13 protein-coding genes are annotated in these 17072 nt (G+C 69.4%); 10 read left to right on the top strand and 3 right to left on the bottom strand.

The window, feature by feature from the left end; translation table 11 throughout:
* The first annotated feature begins 95 nt into the window (after window positions 1-95).
* The 3 genes from ACGF7Y_RS31330 to ACGF7Y_RS31320 all read left to right on the top strand — a co-directional run bounded on the left by ACGF7Y_RS31330 (window position 96) and on the right by ACGF7Y_RS31320 (window position 4734).
* Window positions 96-2912, top strand: a complete 2817-nt coding sequence (locus ACGF7Y_RS31330) for a DEAD/DEAH box helicase (protein WP_393240170.1) — start codon at window positions 96-98, stop codon at window positions 2910-2912.
* The gene (locus tag ACGF7Y_RS31325; RefSeq protein WP_393240168.1) at window positions 2909-3676 is read left to right on the top strand and encodes an SWIM zinc finger family protein; all 768 of its coding nucleotides are present in this window, start codon (window positions 2909-2911) and stop codon (window positions 3674-3676) included. The genes ACGF7Y_RS31330 and ACGF7Y_RS31325 overlap by 4 nt, the downstream gene beginning before the upstream one ends.
* Before the next feature lie 260 nt (window positions 3677-3936).
* Complete coding sequence (locus ACGF7Y_RS31320; protein WP_393240166.1) at window positions 3937-4734, top strand: helical backbone metal receptor; 798 nt, start codon at window positions 3937-3939, stop codon at window positions 4732-4734.
* Here the strand turns inward: ACGF7Y_RS31320 and ACGF7Y_RS31315 are convergent.
* Complete coding sequence (locus ACGF7Y_RS31315; RefSeq protein ID WP_393240163.1) at window positions 4719-5126, bottom strand: DUF3224 domain-containing protein; 408 nt, start codon at window positions 5124-5126, stop codon at window positions 4719-4721. The two genes, ACGF7Y_RS31320 and ACGF7Y_RS31315, sit on opposite strands and share 16 nt — an antisense overlap.
* A gap of 59 nt (window positions 5127-5185) precedes the next feature.
* A complete protein-coding gene (locus tag ACGF7Y_RS31310) occupies window positions 5186-6256 on the bottom strand; it encodes an amidohydrolase family protein (RefSeq protein ID WP_393240160.1) in 1071 nt (356 codons plus the stop codon).
* 306 nt (window positions 6257-6562) lie between these two features.
* On the opposite strand from ACGF7Y_RS31310, the gene ACGF7Y_RS31305 reads away from it, so the two are divergent.
* A complete protein-coding gene (locus ACGF7Y_RS31305) occupies window positions 6563-6964 on the top strand; it encodes a Dabb family protein (RefSeq protein ID WP_393240157.1) in 402 nt (133 codons plus the stop codon).
* Between the two features lie 21 nt (window positions 6965-6985).
* On the opposite strand, the gene icmF is transcribed toward ACGF7Y_RS31305, so the two are convergent.
* Window positions 6986-10204 carry a fused isobutyryl-CoA mutase/GTPase IcmF gene (gene icmF / locus ACGF7Y_RS31300; RefSeq protein ID WP_393240155.1) on the bottom strand — a complete coding sequence of 1073 codons (3219 nt, stop codon included), beginning with the start codon at window positions 10202-10204 and terminating at the stop codon, window positions 6986-6988.
* A 279-nt stretch (window positions 10205-10483) separates the two neighbouring features.
* Here icmF and ACGF7Y_RS31295 point away from each other — a divergent pair, with 279 nt between their 5' ends.
* From ACGF7Y_RS31295 to ACGF7Y_RS31270, 6 genes are all read left to right on the top strand, one after another.
* Window positions 10484-11467 (top strand): DUF2157 domain-containing protein, encoded by a 984-nt coding sequence (locus tag ACGF7Y_RS31295; RefSeq protein ID WP_393240152.1) that lies wholly within the window; start codon window positions 10484-10486, stop codon window positions 11465-11467.
* Between the two features lie 112 nt (window positions 11468-11579).
* On the top strand, window positions 11580-13079 hold the full coding sequence (locus tag ACGF7Y_RS31290; protein ID WP_393240149.1) for a CoA-acylating methylmalonate-semialdehyde dehydrogenase: 1500 nt from the start codon (window positions 11580-11582) through the stop codon (window positions 13077-13079).
* A gap of 5 nt (window positions 13080-13084) precedes the next feature.
* Complete coding sequence (locus ACGF7Y_RS31285; protein ID WP_393240146.1) at window positions 13085-14224, top strand: acyl-CoA dehydrogenase family protein; 1140 nt, start codon at window positions 13085-13087, stop codon at window positions 14222-14224.
* On the top strand, window positions 14221-15300 hold the full coding sequence (locus ACGF7Y_RS31280; RefSeq protein WP_393240143.1) for an enoyl-CoA hydratase/isomerase family protein: 1080 nt from the start codon (window positions 14221-14223) through the stop codon (window positions 15298-15300). The genes ACGF7Y_RS31285 and ACGF7Y_RS31280 overlap by 4 nt, the downstream gene beginning before the upstream one ends.
* Complete coding sequence (gene mmsB / locus ACGF7Y_RS31275; protein ID WP_393240140.1) at window positions 15300-16199, top strand: 3-hydroxyisobutyrate dehydrogenase; 900 nt, start codon at window positions 15300-15302, stop codon at window positions 16197-16199. The genes ACGF7Y_RS31280 and mmsB overlap by 1 nt, the downstream gene beginning before the upstream one ends.
* Window positions 16196-17023, top strand: coding sequence for an enoyl-CoA hydratase (locus ACGF7Y_RS31270; protein WP_393240138.1), 828 nt, complete (start codon window positions 16196-16198; stop codon window positions 17021-17023). The genes mmsB and ACGF7Y_RS31270 overlap by 4 nt, the downstream gene beginning before the upstream one ends.
* Window positions 17024-17072: the final 49 nt, after the last annotated feature.

The following is a 17072-nucleotide window of genomic DNA, read 5'->3' as shown; positions in this document are numbered from 1 at the left end:
GGATATTCCAGTATGTTCCGGTATCGCGCAGAAATCCACAACGCTCGGGCCGCGGTGTGCGCGGCCGTGTCGGAGCCGCCTGCTTGGATGGGGTGATGCTGCACGGACTGTGGTCGCCAGGATCCGGGTTGCTGCTCTGGCACGACGCACCGGTCGCCGCGACGTCCGCGGAGTTGCCCGATCCGCTGGGCCGCGTGCTGCGGGCGTCGAAGTTCCGGCACCGTGCCGAGGTCCTGGCCGTCGCGAACGGCGTCGCCGGTACCGAGCGGGTCCGTGCGCACGCGCTGGCTCCGGTCGCGGCGGCGGAGGCCCTCCGGCAGCGGCTGCCGGTCGAGCTGGTGTCCGGGGATCTGCGTTACCTCGCGCACGTCGCCCGTGGCATCGAACGCTGGGTGCGCGCCGGGCGTGTCGTGCCGGATCTGCGCAGGGAGGACGGCCAGTGGTGGGTGCGCTGGCGGCTGGTCGGCGGGGAGCGGCAACGGGCCTGGCTGGCCGAACTGGCGGTCGCCATGCCGGAGGCGCTGCGGGTGGCCGGGCGTCCGGCCGCGCTGCTCGACGACATGGTCACCGAACTGACCGATCCGATCGCCCGGTCACTGGCCGAACCGCCGGCCTCGCCGCATCCCCTGGTGGCCGCCCTGGTCGGTGACACTCCGCTGGACAACGGCAGCTATCAGGTCGCCGAGGTGCTGGAGCGCTGGCGGGCCAGTCTGACCGGCGACGAGCCGGAACTGGTGCTGCGGCTGCTGGAACCGGACGGCGAACTGGGCCTCGCCGACGAATCGGTGGCGCTGTGGCGGCTGGAGGTCTGCCTGCGCCTGACCGGTGAGGCGCCCAGAACGATCCCGCTACACGAAGATCCGAATCTGGTGCGGATCGCGGGGGACAAGCTCGGGGCGGCCAAGCGCGCGTATCCGAGGTTGCGCGATCTGCCGAGCGATCCGCGCAGCATGGATCTGCTGCTGCCCACGGAAGTGGTGCTCGATCTGGTCGCGCACGGTGCGAACGCCCTGCACGCCGCGGGGGTGCGGTTGCTGCTGCCGCGCGCCTGGAGTGTCGCGGAGCCGAGCATGCGGTTGCGGGTGGACAGCGCGGTGCCCGCCGCGCAGAGCACGGTCGGTCTGCGCGGCCTGGTGTCCTACCGCTGGGAGCTGGCGCTGGGCGACATGGTGCTGACCCGGGCCGAGATGGAACGCCTGGTGCGCGGCAAGTCCGATCTGGTCCAGCTGCGCGGCCAGTGGGTGCAAGCCGATCACAAGGCGCTGGCCGCCGCGGCCCGGTATGTCGCCGCGCATGCCGACGACTCTCCGGTCACCTTCGCGGACATGCTCGGCGAGATCGCGGTCTCCCGGGTGCCGCAGGTGCCGATCACCGAGGTCACGGCCTCGGGATGGGTGGAGGACCTGCTCGATCGCACGCGCGAGCCCGAAGCGCTCGCCCCGCCCGTCGGCCTGAAGGCCCAGCTGCGCCCCTACCAGGAACGCGGCCTGGCCTGGCTGGCCACCATGAGCAGGATGGGGTGCGGCGCGGTCCTTGCCGACGACATGGGCCTTGGCAAGACGGTCCAGGTGCTCGCCCTGCTGGTCCACGAGCGCGAGACCGCGTCCGAGCCGGAGCGGCCCGGCCCGACCCTTCTGGTGTGCCCGATGTCGGTGGTCGGCAACTGGCAGCGCGAGGCGGAACGGTTCGCGCCCGACCTGCGGGTGTGGGTGCACCACGGCGCGGGACGGCGAGCAGGCGCCGACCTCGACGAGGCGGTCGCCGCCGCGGATCTGGTAATCACCACCTACGCGCTGCTCGCTCGCGACGCCGAGGAACTCGGCAGGCAGGATTGGGACCGCGTGGTCCTGGACGAAGCGCAGCACATCAAGAACGCGGGAACGCGACAGGCGCGGGCGGCGCGGTCGCTGCCCGCGCGGCATCGGCTGGCGCTGACCGGCACTCCGGTGGAGAACCGGTTGGAAGAACTGCGCTCCATCATGGATTTCGCGATGCCGAAGGTGCTCGGCAGCGCCCAGTCGTTCCGCGCCCGCTTCGCGGTGCCCATCGAACGCGAACGCGACCAGAACGCGATCAGCCGCCTGCGCTGGCTCACCCAGCCGTTCGTGCTGCGCCGGGTGAAGACCGACCCCACGGTGATCAGCGACCTGCCGGAGAAACTCGAGATGACCGTGCGGGCCAACCTCACCGTCGAGCAGGCAGCCCTCTATCAGGCGGTCGTGGACGACATGCTGGCCAAGATCAAGGACGCCAAGGGCATGGCGCGCAAAGGCGCCGTGCTCGGTGCGCTCACCCGGCTCAAGCAGGTGTGCAACCATCCCGCGCATTTCCTGGGCGACGGGTCGGGTGTGCTGCACCGCGGGGCGCACCGTTCCGGCAAACTCGCCCTCGTCGAGGACGTCGTGGACGCGGTGCTGGCCGACGGCGAGAAGGCGCTGCTGTTCACGCAATTCCGGGAATTCGGCGAACTGGTCGCGCCCTACCTGGCCGAACGGTTCGGCACCGCGATCCCGTTCCTGCACGGCGGCGTGCCGAAGAAGAAGCGCGACGCGATGGTCACCGGATTCCAGGCGCCGGACGGCCCGCCGCTGATGCTGCTGTCGCTCAAAGCCGGCGGCACCGGGCTCAACCTCACCGCCGCCAATCACGTGGTGCACCTGGACCGCTGGTGGAATCCCGCGGTGGAGAACCAGGCCACCGACCGCGCCTTCCGGATCGGCCAGCGGCGCAATGTGCAGGTGCGCAAGCTGGTCTGCGTGGACACGATCGAGGAGCGGATCGACGAGATGATCAACGGCAAGCGGCAACTCGCCGACCTGGCCGTTGGCGCGGGAGAGAACTGGATCACCGAGCTGAGCACCGACGAACTGCGCGACCTGTTCACCCTCGGCGCGGCGGCGGTGGGCGAATGAGTCCTTTCGTCGACTACTCCGAGTACGGCAAGAAGCTGCCGGTGCGCGGTGGCGTGGAAGCTCGCAGCAGGCGCGGCGGCTTCGGGCGCACCTGGTGGGGCAAGGCGCTGGTGGAATCGGTGGAGCGGATGGCGGAGCCCGGCCGGCTGGCGCGCGGCCGCAATTACGCCAGGTCCGGTCAGGTGGTGAACTACCGGATCGAGCCGGGGGCGGTGACGGCGGAAGTGCAGGGCAGCCAACCGCGACCCTTCACCGCGGTGTTCACCGTGCGCCCGTTGCGCGAGGACGAACTCGAGGAACTCATCGAGACCATCCGCTCGGCTCCGGGCATGCTCGCCGAGATCGCCTCGGGCGCGTTGCCGAGCGGGCTGGGACCGGTGCTGCTGCCGAGCACCGCGGCGGAGCTGGATTTCACCTGCACCTGCCCGGACCCCGGCTGGCCGTGCAAGCACGTGGCCGCGGTCTGCTACCTGCTGGCCGAGCGGCTCGACGAACACCCGCGCGAGATCCTGACTCTCCGCGGGCTCGACCTGGACACCCTGATCGGCGGCATCGAACGCGAGCCGCGAGCGCCTGCTTCCGATGACCCCTACGGTGAGCGCATCCCACTGCCGGACCTGCCCGCCGTCGAATTCCGCCCGGCCCCGGAGGATCTGGATCCGATGCTGCTGCGCAAGGCGCTGCGGATGACCTCGGCCGACGAGACGACCGCCGCGACCGGCCTGCGCGAGCTCACCGCGCTCTATCGGCTGTTCGACCGCTGACGTTGGTAGGCACCCGGCGTCGGGGCTGTCGGTTACCGCCGGTCTGTCGGGGCGGGATCGATACCGGCGGAGCGAAGGGACCGGAGACTTCCCGACGCCGGGTGCCGCTATCCAGTCTCGCGCAGCGGAACTCGGCACGGAACTGCCCCACTGACGCCCGGACGCTGCCCTTGCGCCGAACTTGTCCAGCGGTCGCCCCTGGCCTCTTCCCGCCGGAAAGAGCGCCGAACAGCGCAGATCCCCTGTTATAGGCTGACCGTATGGCAGGGAAGAGCCCAGCGTCCGGGTTGCCTCGCGACGACCTCGGTACCCTCGTGGACCTCCGCACACCCCCGCGCCGGGTGGTGTCGCTCGTTCCGTCGCTGACCGAGGCGGTGGCGCGCACCTGCTCGGAAGTCCTGGTCGCCGCCACACAATGGTGCACGCACCCCGCCGATCTGGAGGTCGAACGGGTCCGCGGGACCAAGAACCCGGACGTGCGGCGCGTCATCGAACTCGCCCCGGACCTGGTGCTGTGCAACAAAGAGGAGAACCGCCGCATCGATGTCGAGCGGCTGCGCGCGGCCGGCGTCGCGGTGTGGGTCACCGAGGTGGAGACGGTCGACGAGGCCATGGTCTCGCTCACCCGGCTCTGCGTGGACGTGCTCGGCGCCGGTGTTCCGGCATGGCTGGCCGAAGCCGAATCCTCCTGGGCGACACCGCCGCCCGAACCGGCCCGAGCCGCCGTCATTCCGGTCTGGCGCGATCCGTGGATGGTGGTCGGCCGGAACACGTTCACCGGAGACATCGCGCACCGCCTGGGCCTGCGGCTGGTGCATGCCGATCGGCCCGACCGCTATCCGCGCCTCACCGAGGCCGAGCTGACCGTGGGCGTCGACCTCGCGGTGCTGCCCGACGAGCCGTATGTCTTCACCGAATACGATGGGCCCGAGGCGTTTCCGGATATCCCGGTCGCGCTGGTGGAGGGCCGGGCCCTCACCTGGTACGGGCCTTCCTTGGCGACCGCGCGCGGCACGCTCACCGCGCAACTCGCCCGAGCGGCTCAACCCAGGTCGTAGTCGAACCAGATGTGGTGCGTGCCGTCGGCGTCCACGCCGATTCCGCCCGTGCCCGTGATGCCCGCGAGGTCACCGGTGCCGCTGTGCGGAACGATCACGCAGAACTCGTTCGTGCGGTCCGCGCCGGTGGTGCTCGCGACGTGCAGGAAGTTGAAGGTACCCGCGACACCGTCGAGCGCGCCCTCGAACGACTCCATCGCCGTGTAGCTGCCCATGCCCGTGGCCTGGTCGAACGCGGCGGTGAAGATCGTGGAGGAGCGGCCGTCGATCGCGCCGGCGAACTGCTTGGTGATGAGGGCGACGCCGACCGGCAACGCGGTAGCGATGGTGGGATCGGGCACCACCTCGGTCGGGACGAAATTGCTCACAGAGAAGGTGCCGGTAGCTTTCACGCAGCGGATGGTAACCACGGGCACCGACATGATCGACCGTCCCGGTCGCCGGTCCTGGTTCAGTCCGCGATCCGGTAGACGCGCTGCGCGGTGGTCCGGAAGACCTGCTCCAATTCCGTCCGTCCACCGCCGTGGCCGGTGACGGCGGTCGCGATCGCCTCGATGCTGTTGCCGATGCTGGTGACCGGCTTGTCCACGGGGAAGTTCGAGCCCCAGATGAGACGGTCCGCGCCGAAGACGTCCAGCGCGTGCTCGACCAGCGGGCCGATCCGGTCGAGCAGGTGCCCCGTGGGCGTCGGCGTGCCCCGCGGCGGGATCGGGTGGCCCAGGATCGGCATCATCAGCCCGCTCACCTTCGCGACCACGTTCGGGCGCGCGGCCAGTTCGGCGAGATCGTCGCGCCACCGCACCAGCAGCTGCCTGCGCAGTCCGGGATTGGTACCGGTGTGTTTGCCGACCGCGCCGAAGATCCCCGCGGGGGTGCCGAGGTGGTTCAGCACGATCGGCACCTCGGGATAGCGTTCGGCCAGCGCCGTGACGTCGGGAATGGCGTGCGAGTACACCCACGCTTCGAACGAGAGGCCGCGCTCGGCCAGCCGCGCGAAGCCGTCCAGGAATTCCTTGGTGGTGAGCGTGCCGGGCGCGTCGGTGAACGATCGCACGCCCGAATCGGGATGGTGGGCGACCATGGTGCGGACACCGCGCAGCAGCGGTGACGCGGCGGCGTGCGCGTCGAGCAACTCCGCGAACGCCGGGTCGGCCGGGTCTCCGCCCGCGAGGATCGCGCCGAGCCGCGGGGCCGCCTCCAGCGGCAGCCCGGCCACCCAGGCCGTCTCCCCGGCCTTTCCCAGTGGTCCCCGCTGCGACCATTCGACTTCGATGTGCGCGATCACCTCGATGGGCGCGTTGCCCGCGTCGGCGCGGTAGTCGAACGGGAGATAGGGCCGCAGGTAGGCGACCGGATCTCCGACGAACTCACGGTCGCGCCGCGGTGCGAGGCGCTTTGCCGCGTCCACCGGGACCGGCAGCAGCCGGAGCAGCTTCGCCAAGGCGCTGAAATCTCGCGGTGTGGTGAACGGATCCCACTGGTGGATGTGTGCGTCGATGATCCGTATACCCGAGAGCTCCATGTCTGCCATCCCAACCGCGCCGAAGGTTTGCTCGGCGATTGTCACATGCCCCGCGCGAGACAGGCCGGTGAATCAGCGGGACGCGCAAGCGGCCACGCGCGCTTCGGCACAACCGGGGCGGGCGAAGACGGTGAAGGCGACTCCAGGACCGCCCGCCGCTTGTCGATGCGCCCCGTGCTGCCGTGTCGCGCTCAGCTCGGCACGCCAGCTTCCCGACCGCCTGAACTGAACTGACGAGTTAGATCTTGTGTATAAACCAGATAGTTCTCTAGATTGAACTAGCAAGTTCAATTCGAGGAGGAGTCCATGATAGTTCACCTGCTGCGCTTCAGCTTTCACCCGGAGACGACCGAGGAGCAGAAGGCCGAGGTGCTCACGCTCATGCGCCGCACCGCGTCGGTCGAGTCCGTGTCGTTCTCGACCGTCGGCCAGAACCTGGGTGACGCGTCCGAGGGGTTCACGCACGGCTATTGCGTCGGCATCGAAGACTTGGATGCGCTGGAGCGGTACCTGTACGACCCGGTCCACCTGGAGGGCGATCCGCGGATCATCCCGCACATCGCGAAGATCGCGATCGGCCCGGATGTCTCCGATCAGCCCGATCTCGACCTGCGCGAGAAGATCATGGCGTTGCACGAGGCGAAGCTCGCCCGGTACCCGGAGTGGGCCGCACTGATGGACACCGTCCCCGAGGTGCGGATCTTCTGATGGCTCAGCCGCTCGCGTGTCTCACACGTTGCGGCGGTACTGCCCGCCGACGGTGAAGAACGTGTCGGTGATCTGCTGCAACGTGCACACCCGGGCGGCCTCCATCAGCACCTCGAAAATATTGTCGTCGGTGCGGGCGACCGCCTCGAGCCGGGCGAGGGCGGCATGGGCGCCGTCCCGGTTGCGCTGCTGGAATTCGCGTACCCGCCGCAGCTGCGACTGCTTCTCCGCTTCGGTGCCGCGCGCCAGCTCCAGCTCCCGGTGCGGTTCGGCGTGGGAGTTGCGGAAGGTGTTCACCCCGATGATCGGCAGCGAACCGTCGTGCTTGCGCTGTTCGTAGCGCATCGATTCGTCCTGGATCTTGCCGCGCTGGTAGCCGGTCTCCATCGCGCCGAGCACGCCGCCGCGTTCGCTGATCCGCTCGAACTCGGCCAGCACGGCCTCCTCGACCAGATCGGTGAGCTCGTCGATCAGGAAGCTGCCCTGCAGCGGGTTCTCGTTCATCGCGACCCCCCACTCCCGATTGATGATGAGCTGGATGGCCAGGGCGCGGCGCACCGATTCCTCGGTCGGGGTGGTGACCGCCTCGTCGTAGGCGTTGGTGTGCAGGCTGTTGCAGTTGTCGTAGATCGCGATCAGCGCCTGCAGTGTGGTGCGGATGTCGTTGAAGTTCATCTCCTGCGCGTGCAGCGACCGGCCGGAGGTCTGGATGTGGTACTTCAGCTTCTGCGACCGCTCGTTGGCGCCGTAGCGGTCCCGCATGGCGACGGCCCAGATGCGGCGGGCCACCCGGCCGATCACCGAATACTCCGGGTCCATCCCGTTGGAGAAGAAGAACGACAGATTCGGCGCGAAGTCGTCGATGTGCATGCCGCGCGCGAGATACGCCTCCACATAGGTGAAACCGTTGGCCAGGGTGAAAGCCAGCTGGCTGATCGGGTTCGCGCCCGCCTCGGCGATGTGGTAGCCGGAGATCGACACCGAGTAGAAATTGCGCACGCCGTTGCGCACGAACCATTCCTGGATGTCGGCCATCATGCGCAGGCTGAACTCGGTGGAGAAGATGCAGGTGTTCTGGCCCTGGTCCTCTTTGAGGATGTCGGCCTGCACCGTGCCCCGCACCGTGGCCAGCGTGCGGGCGCGCAGGTCGGCGGCCTCGGTGTCGGTCGGCGGCCGTCCCTGCTCCGCCGCGAAGCGGTCCAGCGCCTGATCGATCGCGGTGTTCAGGAAGTAGGCCAGGATGGTCGGCGCGGGGCCGTTGATCGTCATCGACACCGAGGTGGTCGGCGCGGTCAGATCGAAACCGTCGTAGAGCACCTTCATGTCGTCGAGCGAGGCGATCGACACGCCGGACGTGCCGACCTTGCCGTAGATGTCGGGGCGCTCCGCGGGATCGTGGCCGTAGAGCGTCACCGAATCGAAGGCCGTGGACAGCCTTTTCGCGTCGGAATGTTCGCTGAGCACTTTGAACCGGCGGTTGGTGCGGAACGGGTCGCCCTCGCCCGCGAACATGCGCGCCGGATCCTCGTTGTCCCGTTTGAACGGGAACACCCCTGCGGTGAACGGGAACCGCCCCGGCAGGTGCTCGGCGCGCAGGAAGCGCAGCAGCTCGCCGTGATCGGTGAAACGAGGTAAGGCCACGCGCGAAATGGAGTTGCCGGACAGAGTCTCCCGGCGCAGCGGGGTGCGGATCTCCCGGTCGCGCACCCGGACCACTTGTTCCTCCCCGCGATAGGACTCGGCGAGGGCGGGCCACTCGGCCAGCAGTGCGGCGTTCGCGGGCGTCAGGTCGGCGCGGGCGCGTTCGGCCAGTTCGGCGACGGCCGTGTCCCCGGGCAGTTCGGCCGCCACCTGCTCGAGGCGTTGCAGCCGTTGCGCGGCGGCGACCTGCGCCGCGGTCTCGGCGTGGTAGCCGCGCACGGTCTCGGCGATCTCGGCCAGGTAGCGCACCCGCGCGGGCGGGATGAGCTGGGCGAAGCGCGTGGACGTGCGGGTGTCCACCCGGGGCAGCGCGCCGGGCTCCAGCCGCAGGCCGTGGCCGGCCAGCAGGCCCGTCAGGTGCTGGTAGAGCGCGGTCACCCCGTCGTCGTTGAATGTCGCCGCGCTGGTGCCGAAGACCGGCATGTCCTCCAGCGCGGCATGGAACTCCTCGCGGTTGCGGATCAACTGCCTGGCCACGTCACGCAGCGCGTCCGCGGCGCCGCGACGCTCGAACTTGTTGATCGCCACCACGTCCGCGTAATCCAGCATGTCGATCTTCTCCAGCTGGGAGGCGGCGCCGAACTCGGGCGTCATCACGTACATCGACACGTCGACGTGGTCGGTCACCGCGGCGTCGCCCTGACCGATGCCGGGGGTCTCCAGGACGACCAGGTCGTAACCCGCTGCCTTGCAAGCCGTCACGATCAGATCGATATTGTCCGGTAGTTCGCGTCCACCGCGGGTGGCCAGCGAGCGGAAGAAGACGTGCTCGCCGTCGAGTGCGTTCATCCGGATGCGGTCGCCGAGCAGTGCGCCACCCCCGCGCCGCCGGGTCGGGTCCACCGCGAGAATCGCCACCCGCACCTTGTCCTGCTGATCCGAACGCAGCCTGCGCACCAGTTCGTCGGTGAGCGAGGACTTTCCGGAGCCGCCCGTCCCGGTGATGCCGAGCACCGGCACGGTGCGCGCCGCCGCGGCCTCGGCCAGCTTCCGCCGGTCGGCCTCCGGCAGCGCGTCCGCTTGCAGGCAGGTGATGGCGCGCGCCAAGGCGGCGCGCTCGCCGGAGAGCACCGCCTCCGGCACCGGCGGCTCGGTCGCGAGGTCGACGTCGCAGGCGCGGATCAACTGATTGATCATGCCGGGCAGGCCGAGTCGCTGTCCGTCCTCGGGAGAGAAGATGGTCACGCCGGCCGCGGCCAGTCGTGCGATCTCCTCCGCCACGATCACGCCACCGCCGCCGCCGAAGATCCGCACGTGTTCGGCTCCGGCCTTCTTCAAGGCGTCGGCGAGGTACTCGAAGTACTCGACGTGGCCACCCTGGTAGGAGCTGACCGCGACGCCCTGGGCGTCCTCGGTGAGCACGGCGTCGACCACCTCGCTGACCGAGCGGTTGTGGCCGAGGTGGATCACCTCCGCGCCCTGGCTCTGCAGGATGCGGCGCATGATGTTGATCGCCGCGTCGTGCCCGTCGAACAGGGCCGCCGAGGTGACGAAGCGAACGGGGTGGGTGGGCGCGTAGAGCGCGCTGCTGTCGGCCACGGGATTCCTCTCGGGATTCCATTGTCGCCCGATACTAGGACGTCAAACTAATCGTACGGTGACTGCGATCACATCGCCAGCGTCGCCGACGGGTTGTCCGCGTCGCTGCCGCCGTGCCGGTTTCGGGTCGGCGGCCGGCGGATTTCGGCGGCGGTCGACGTCGAAGGCATACCGGGCCGGGTGCCTTTCGCCGTGACGATCGGACGGTGGTATCCGTGCGCGATGCTCCGCTCCGGCCGATTGTGTTGTCAGGGCGGCCGACTCGGACATACTGGGCCCATGGTGAGCGACGACAGGGCGGAAGCCGCGGTAGGGCGGCTGGTCGCCGAGCGTGTGCTGACCCGCGACCAGGCCGACGCGGTGCTCGCGGCGCTCGCCGTCGAGCGGGCGGCGGTGGTGGCGCGTGGGAAGGTGCTCGCCGAGATCGCCTCCTATGTCGGAGCAGGCTTGCTGTTCGGCGGAATCGCCCTGGTGGCGGCCTCGTCCTGGGACACGCTCGACCGGCCGGTCCGAGTGGGCGTGCTCGCCGTCGTGTCGGCGGGTCTGCTGTTCGGGGGTGTTCTGCTCGCCGGGGTGCCGACCGGCCGCACGAGCGCGAACAGTGCCCGCGCGAGGCTGGCGGCCGTGCTCTTCGCGCTCGGGTCCGTCGCGCTCGCCGGGTCCGTCGGCACCGCGCTCGAGAACGCGAGCACCGATGCCGCGTGGGTTTTCGCCTGTGCGGCGGGAGCGGTGATCGCCGTACTCGGTTACCTCGCGCTGCCGTCGGTGATCGGACTGCTGGTCTGCGCTTGCTTCGTGCCCGCGGCCGTCGCGGGGATCCTCACCGAAGTGATCGGTCTCGACGACAGCTGGGGCAGCGCGGCGGTACTGCTGCTCGGTGGCGCGTGGTTCGCGCTGACCAGAATCGGTGCCCTCGCGGACCTCCGGATCGGATACCTGATCGCGATCGTCACATCCGTCGCCGCCGCGCAGAGTCTCGACATCGATGGCCGGACCTGGGCCTACGGGATCACGGCGCTGATCGCCGTGGTCTGCTTCGCGTTGTACGCGACCCAGCGGTCGGCGGTGCTCGTCGTCGGGGGCGGTGTGGCCATCGCGGTGGCGGCGGGGGAGGCGGTCTCGGAATGGACCGGCGATTCGCTCGGCGCGGCGGCGGTGGTCGTAGCGATCGGCGCGATCACGCTCGGGTTGGGCGCGTTCCGGCTGGTGCGGCCGCGGCGGGCGAAGGAAGCCGATCCGGCCGTTCCCGTGCCGAAGCCGTAGCCGTGGGATGAATCACATCGGCCCCTCGGCCTTGCTGATACTTGGACGTCCAACTATAGGATGACCGCATACCGCACCGCGGTGCCCCGATCGCTACGAGAACAGGACTGGCATGGTTCGCGAACTCACCCATTTCATCGGCGGACAGCATGTGCCGGGCGCTTCCGGCAAGTTCGGTGACGTCTTCGACCCCAACCTCGGCCAGGTGCAGGCGCGGGTGCCGCTGGCGAGCAAATCCGAGGTCGAGGCGGTCATCGCCAACGCCGAGGCCGCGCAGCCGAAATGGGCCGCGTTCAACCCGCAGAAGCGGGCGCGCGTTCTCATGAAGTTCCTGACCCTGGTGCAGGACGAGATGGATTCGCTGGCGGCGCTGCTGTCCTCCGAGCACGGCAAGACCATCGCCGACGCCAAGGGCGACATCCAGCGCGGCCTCGAGGTGATCGAGTTCGCCGTCGGTATCCCGCACCTGCTCAAGGGCGAATACACCGAGGGCGCCGGCACCGGCATCGACGTGTACTCGATGCGCCAGCCGCTCGGCGTCGTCGCGGGCATCACCCCGTTCAACTTCCCGGCCATGATCCCGCTGTGGAAGGCCGGTCCCGCGCTGGCCACCGGCAACGCGTTCGTACTCAAGCCCTCCGAGCGCGACCCCTCGGTGCCGCTGCGGCTGGCCGAGTTGTTCCTCGAGGCCGGTCTGCCCCCCGGTGTGTTCAACGTGGTCAACGGTGACAAGGAAGCCGTCGACACGCTGCTGCACGATCCGCGCGTCAAGGCCGTCGGATTCGTCGGCTCCACCCCCATCGCGCAGTACATCTACGAGACCGCGACCGCGAACGGCAAGCGCGCCCAGTGCTTCGGCGGCGCGAAGAACCACGCGATCGTCATGCCGGACGCCGATCTCGACGACGTCGCCGACCAGTTGATCGGCGCGGGCTACGGGTCGGCGGGCGAGCGTTGCATGGCCATTTCGGTGGCCGTCCCGGTCGGTGCGGAGACCGCCGACCGCCTGGTGGCCAAGCTGACCGAGCGGGTGCACAAGCTCAACGTCGGCCGTTCCGACGACCCGGGCGCCGATTACGGGCCGCTGGTCGGCCAGGACGGCGTGAACCGCGTGAACAACTACGTCCAGATCGGTGTCGAGGAGGGCGCCGAGCTGGTGGTGGACGGACGCGGCCTGGTCGTGGAAGGCGCCGAGGACGGTTACTTCGTCGGCGCGACGCTGTTCGACAAGGTGACCCCGCAGATGCGGATCTACCGCGAGGAGATCTTCGGTCCGGTGCTCACCGTGGTCCGCGCCGCGGACTACGAGGAGGGCCTGCGGCTGGCCAACGAGCACGAATACGGCAACGGCGTGGCGATCTTCACCCGCGACGGGGACACCGCCCGCGACTTCGCCGCGCGCGTGCAGGTCGGCATGGTCGGCATCAACGTGCCGATCCCGGTGCCGATCGCGTACTACACCTTCGGCGGATGGAAGCGTTCCGGCTTCGGCGACCTGAACCAGCACGGCCCGGATTCGATCCGCTTCTACACCAAGACCAAGACGGTGACGCAGCGCTGGCCCGCCGGGCTCAAGGAGAGCAACGCGTTCGTCATCCCGACGATGGACTGATCCAGATGTTCATCCTCGACGACGACGAGAAGGCGATCCGCGACACCGCCCGCGGCTTCGCCGACGAATTCCTCGCCCCGAACGCGCTGGAGTGGGACGAGCAGAAGCATTTCCCGGTGGATGTGCTGCGCAAGGCGGGCCCGCTCGGCCTCGGCGGCATCTACGTGCGCGAGGACGTGGGCGGTTCGGGCCTGCGCAGGCTCGACGCCGTGCGCATCTTCGAGCAGCTGGCCACCGGCTGCCCCGCCATCGCCGCCTACATCTCCATCCACAACATGGCGACCTGGATGATCGACCGCTACGGCGACGACGAGCAGCGCAATCGCTGGCTGCCCCGGCTGACCGCGATGGAACTGCTGGCCAGCTACGCGCTCACCGAGCCAGGGGTCGGCTCCGACGCGGCGGCGTTGAGCACCAAGGCCGTTCGCGACGGTGACGACTACGTCTTCAACGGCGCCAAGCAGTTCATCTCCGGCGCGGGCTCCACCGACGTCTACGTCGTCATGGCCCGGACCGGCGACGACGGTGCGCGCGGGATCTCGGCGTTCATCGTGCCCGCCGACACCCCCGGCATCTCCGTCGGCGCCAACGAGAAGAAGATGGGCTGGAACGCCCAACCGACCCGGCAGGTGATCTTCTCCGATGCCAGGGTCCCGGCGGCCAACCTGCTCGGCGCGGAGGGCGACGGCTTCCGCATCGCGATGAACGGCCTCAACGGCGGCAGGCTCAACATCGCCGCGTGCTCGGTGGGCGGCGCGCAGGCGGCGCTGGACAAGACGGTGCCGTATCTGGCCGAGCGGCAGGCGTTCGGCAAGCCGCTGCTGCGCAACCAGGCGCTGCAATTCGATCTCGCCGATATGCGCATCGAATTGGAGGCCGCCCGCACCCTGCTGTGGCGGGCCGCCGCGGCGCTGGACGCCGACGCGGCGGACAAGGTGGAGCTGTGCGCGATGGCGAAGCGTTTCGCCACCGACGCCGGCTTCGAGGTGGCCAACAAGGCCCTGCAACTGCACGGCGGCTACGGCTACCTGACCGAGTACGGCGTGGAGAAGATCGTCCGGGATCTGCGGGTGCACCAGATCCTCGAGGGCACCAACGAAATCATGCGGGTGGTCGTCGCCCGCGCACTGGTAGGAGCGGCATGAGCGGACAGACCACGAGTGAACCCGAGGTTCTTCTCGAACAGCGCGACGGGCTGGGCCTGATCACGCTGAACCGGCCCAAGGCCATCAACGCGCTGAATCACTCGATGGCCCTCGCCATCACCGACGCGCTGCGTACCTGGGCCGAGGACGACGCGGTGCGCACCGTGGTCGTCACCGGCGCGGGCGAGCGGGGCCTGTGCGCGGGCGGCGACATCGTCGCCATCCACGCCGACGCGAAAAGCGGTGCCACCAGCGCCGATTCGGCGACCGGACGGTTCTGGCGCGACGAGTACATCCTCAACGCCCTGATCGGCCGCTACCCGAAGCCGTACGTGGTGATCATGGACGGCATCGTGATGGGCGGCGGCGTCGGGCTCTCCGGGCACGGCAGCCACCGCATCGTCACCGAGCGGTCCAAGATCGGCATGCCCGAGGTGGGCATCGGCTTCGTCCCGGACGTCGGCGGCACCTATCTGCTCGCGCGCACCCCGGGTGAGATCGGCACGCACGTCGGGCTCACCACCGCGCGCATGAGCGCCGGTGACGCCATCGCCGCGAACTTCGCCGACTATTTCGTCGTCTCCGAGCATCTGCCCGCGCTGCTGGAGACGCTGCGCACGGAGAGCGCCGACATCGCGATCGCCAAGTTCGCCACGGACGCGCCGGATTCCGCGCTGGCCGCCGCGCAGGACTGGATCGATGACTGCTACGGAGCCGACTCCGTGGAGGAGGTCGTCGCGCGGTTGCAGGCGCACGAGGCACCCGACGCGCAGGCGGCGGCTACCGAGATCCTGGCGAAATCTCCGGTCGCCCTGAAGGTCACGCTGCGTTCGCTGCGCGCGGCCCGCACCGCCCCGAGCCTGGAGGCGGTGCTGAACGAGGAGTACCGGGTGTCCATCGCGTCGCTGTCGTCGCACGACCTGGTCGAAGGCATTCGCGCGCAGGTGATCGACAAGGACCGCAACCCCCGGTGGTCGCCCGCGACGCTCGAGGCGGTCACGGACGCGCAGGTGGACGCATACTTCGCCGAGCTGGGCGATCGAGAGCTGGGTCTGCCGACCCAGGAGGTGGCGTGATGAGCAAGCGAATCGGTTTCCTCGGCCTCGGCCACATGGGCGCGCCGATGGCGGCCAACCTGGTGCGCGCGGGCTACGAGGTGCTCGCCTTCGACCCGGTGCCCGCGGCGCGCGAACAGGCCGAGCATGACGGAGCGATCCCGGTCGGCACGGCCACCGAGGCCGCCGCGGCCGACACCGTGATCACCATGCTGCCCAATGGCAAACTCGTCCTCGACGTGTACGCCGAACTGCTTCCGGCCGCGGCACCGGGCACCTTGTTCATCGACTGCTCCACCATCGACGTGGCCGACGCCAAGACCGCGGCCGAACGCGCCACCGCCGCCGGGCACCGTGCGCTGGACGCGCCGGTTTCCGGCGGTGTCGCGGGCGCGGCGGCGGGCACGCTGACCTTCATGGTCGGCGGGGCCGCCGAGGACTTCGCCGCCGCCCTTCCGGTGCTCGAGGTGATGGGCGGCAAGGTCGTGCACTGCGGCGGCTCCGGCGTCGGCCAGGCGGCGAAGATCTGCAACAACATGCTGCTGGGCGTGTCGATGATCGCGCTGTCGGAGTCGCTGGTGCTGGGCGAGAAGCTGGGCCTGAGCCATCAGTCGTTCTTCGACGTGGTCTCCACCGCCTCCGGCCAGAGCTGGGCGCTGACCAGCTACTGCCCGGTTCCGGGCCCGGTGCCGACCAGCCCGGCCAACAACGACTACCGACCGGGTTTCGCCACCGCCCTGATGGCGAAGGACCTGGGTCTGGCCGCGAACGCCCTGCGCGAGAACAACATCGACGGTCAGCTCGGGTTGCTGGCCGCCGCGATCTACGACCGCTTCAACCAGACGGATGCCGGACGGGACTTCTCGGCTATCGTCACCGATATCCGTGACCGATCCGACCAAGAGGGTGCAGAAGGATGAACGCATCGCAGAGCGAGTCCGTGGGCGGCGGCGGCCGGGCGACGGGTGGGCCCGACTTCGAGACGATTCTGCTGGAACGCAAGGGCCGGGTCGGCTGGATCACGCTGAATCGCCCGAAGGCGCTGAACGCGCTGAACGCACAGGTCCTCGACGACGTCATCGCCGCGCTCGACGAACTCGAGCACGACGACGAGATCGGTGCCATCGTGATCACCGGCTCGGAACGGGCCTTCGCGGCGGGCGCCGACATCAAGGAGATGCAGCCCAAGTCGTACATGGACATGTTCATGGACGACTACTTCGCCCGCTGGGACCGGCTGGCGCAGTTCCGCAAGCCCACCATCGCCGCGGTGGCGGGCTACGCGCTGGGCGGCGGCTGTGAGCTGGCCATGATCTGCGACGTCCTGCTCGCGGCCGACACCGCGAAGTTCGGGCAGCCGGAGATCAAGCTGGGCGTCATCCCCGGCATCGGCGGCTCGCAGCGCCTGACCCGCGCGATCGGCAAGGCCAAGGCCATGGATCTGGTGCTCACCGGCCGCAACATGGACGCCGAGGAGGCCGAGCGGGCGGGGCTGGTCTCGCGCATCGTGCCCGCGGCGGAGCTGCTCGACACCGCGGCCGAGGTCGCCGAGACCATCGCGTCGATGTCGCTGCCGGTCGCCATGATCGCCAAGGAAGCGGTGAACCGCTCGTTCGAGACCACGCTCGCCGAGGGCCTGCGCTTCGAACGCCGAGTGTTCCACTCGCTGTTCGCGATCGAGGATCAGAAGGAAGGCATGAGCGCCTTCGTCGAGAAGCGTCCGGCGAAGTTCACCAACCGCTGACATCCGACCCGCCCGGCCGATCCCCTCGGCCGGGCGGGTTCGTCGCGAG

Origin of the sequence: Nocardia sp. NPDC047654 (assembly GCF_043205035.1) — a bacterium.
Classification (GTDB): Bacteria; Actinomycetota; Actinomycetes; order Mycobacteriales; family Mycobacteriaceae; genus Nocardia.
The sequence above is the reverse complement of the archived record's forward strand: the minus strand, read 5'-3'. Positions and strand labels throughout refer to the sequence as shown.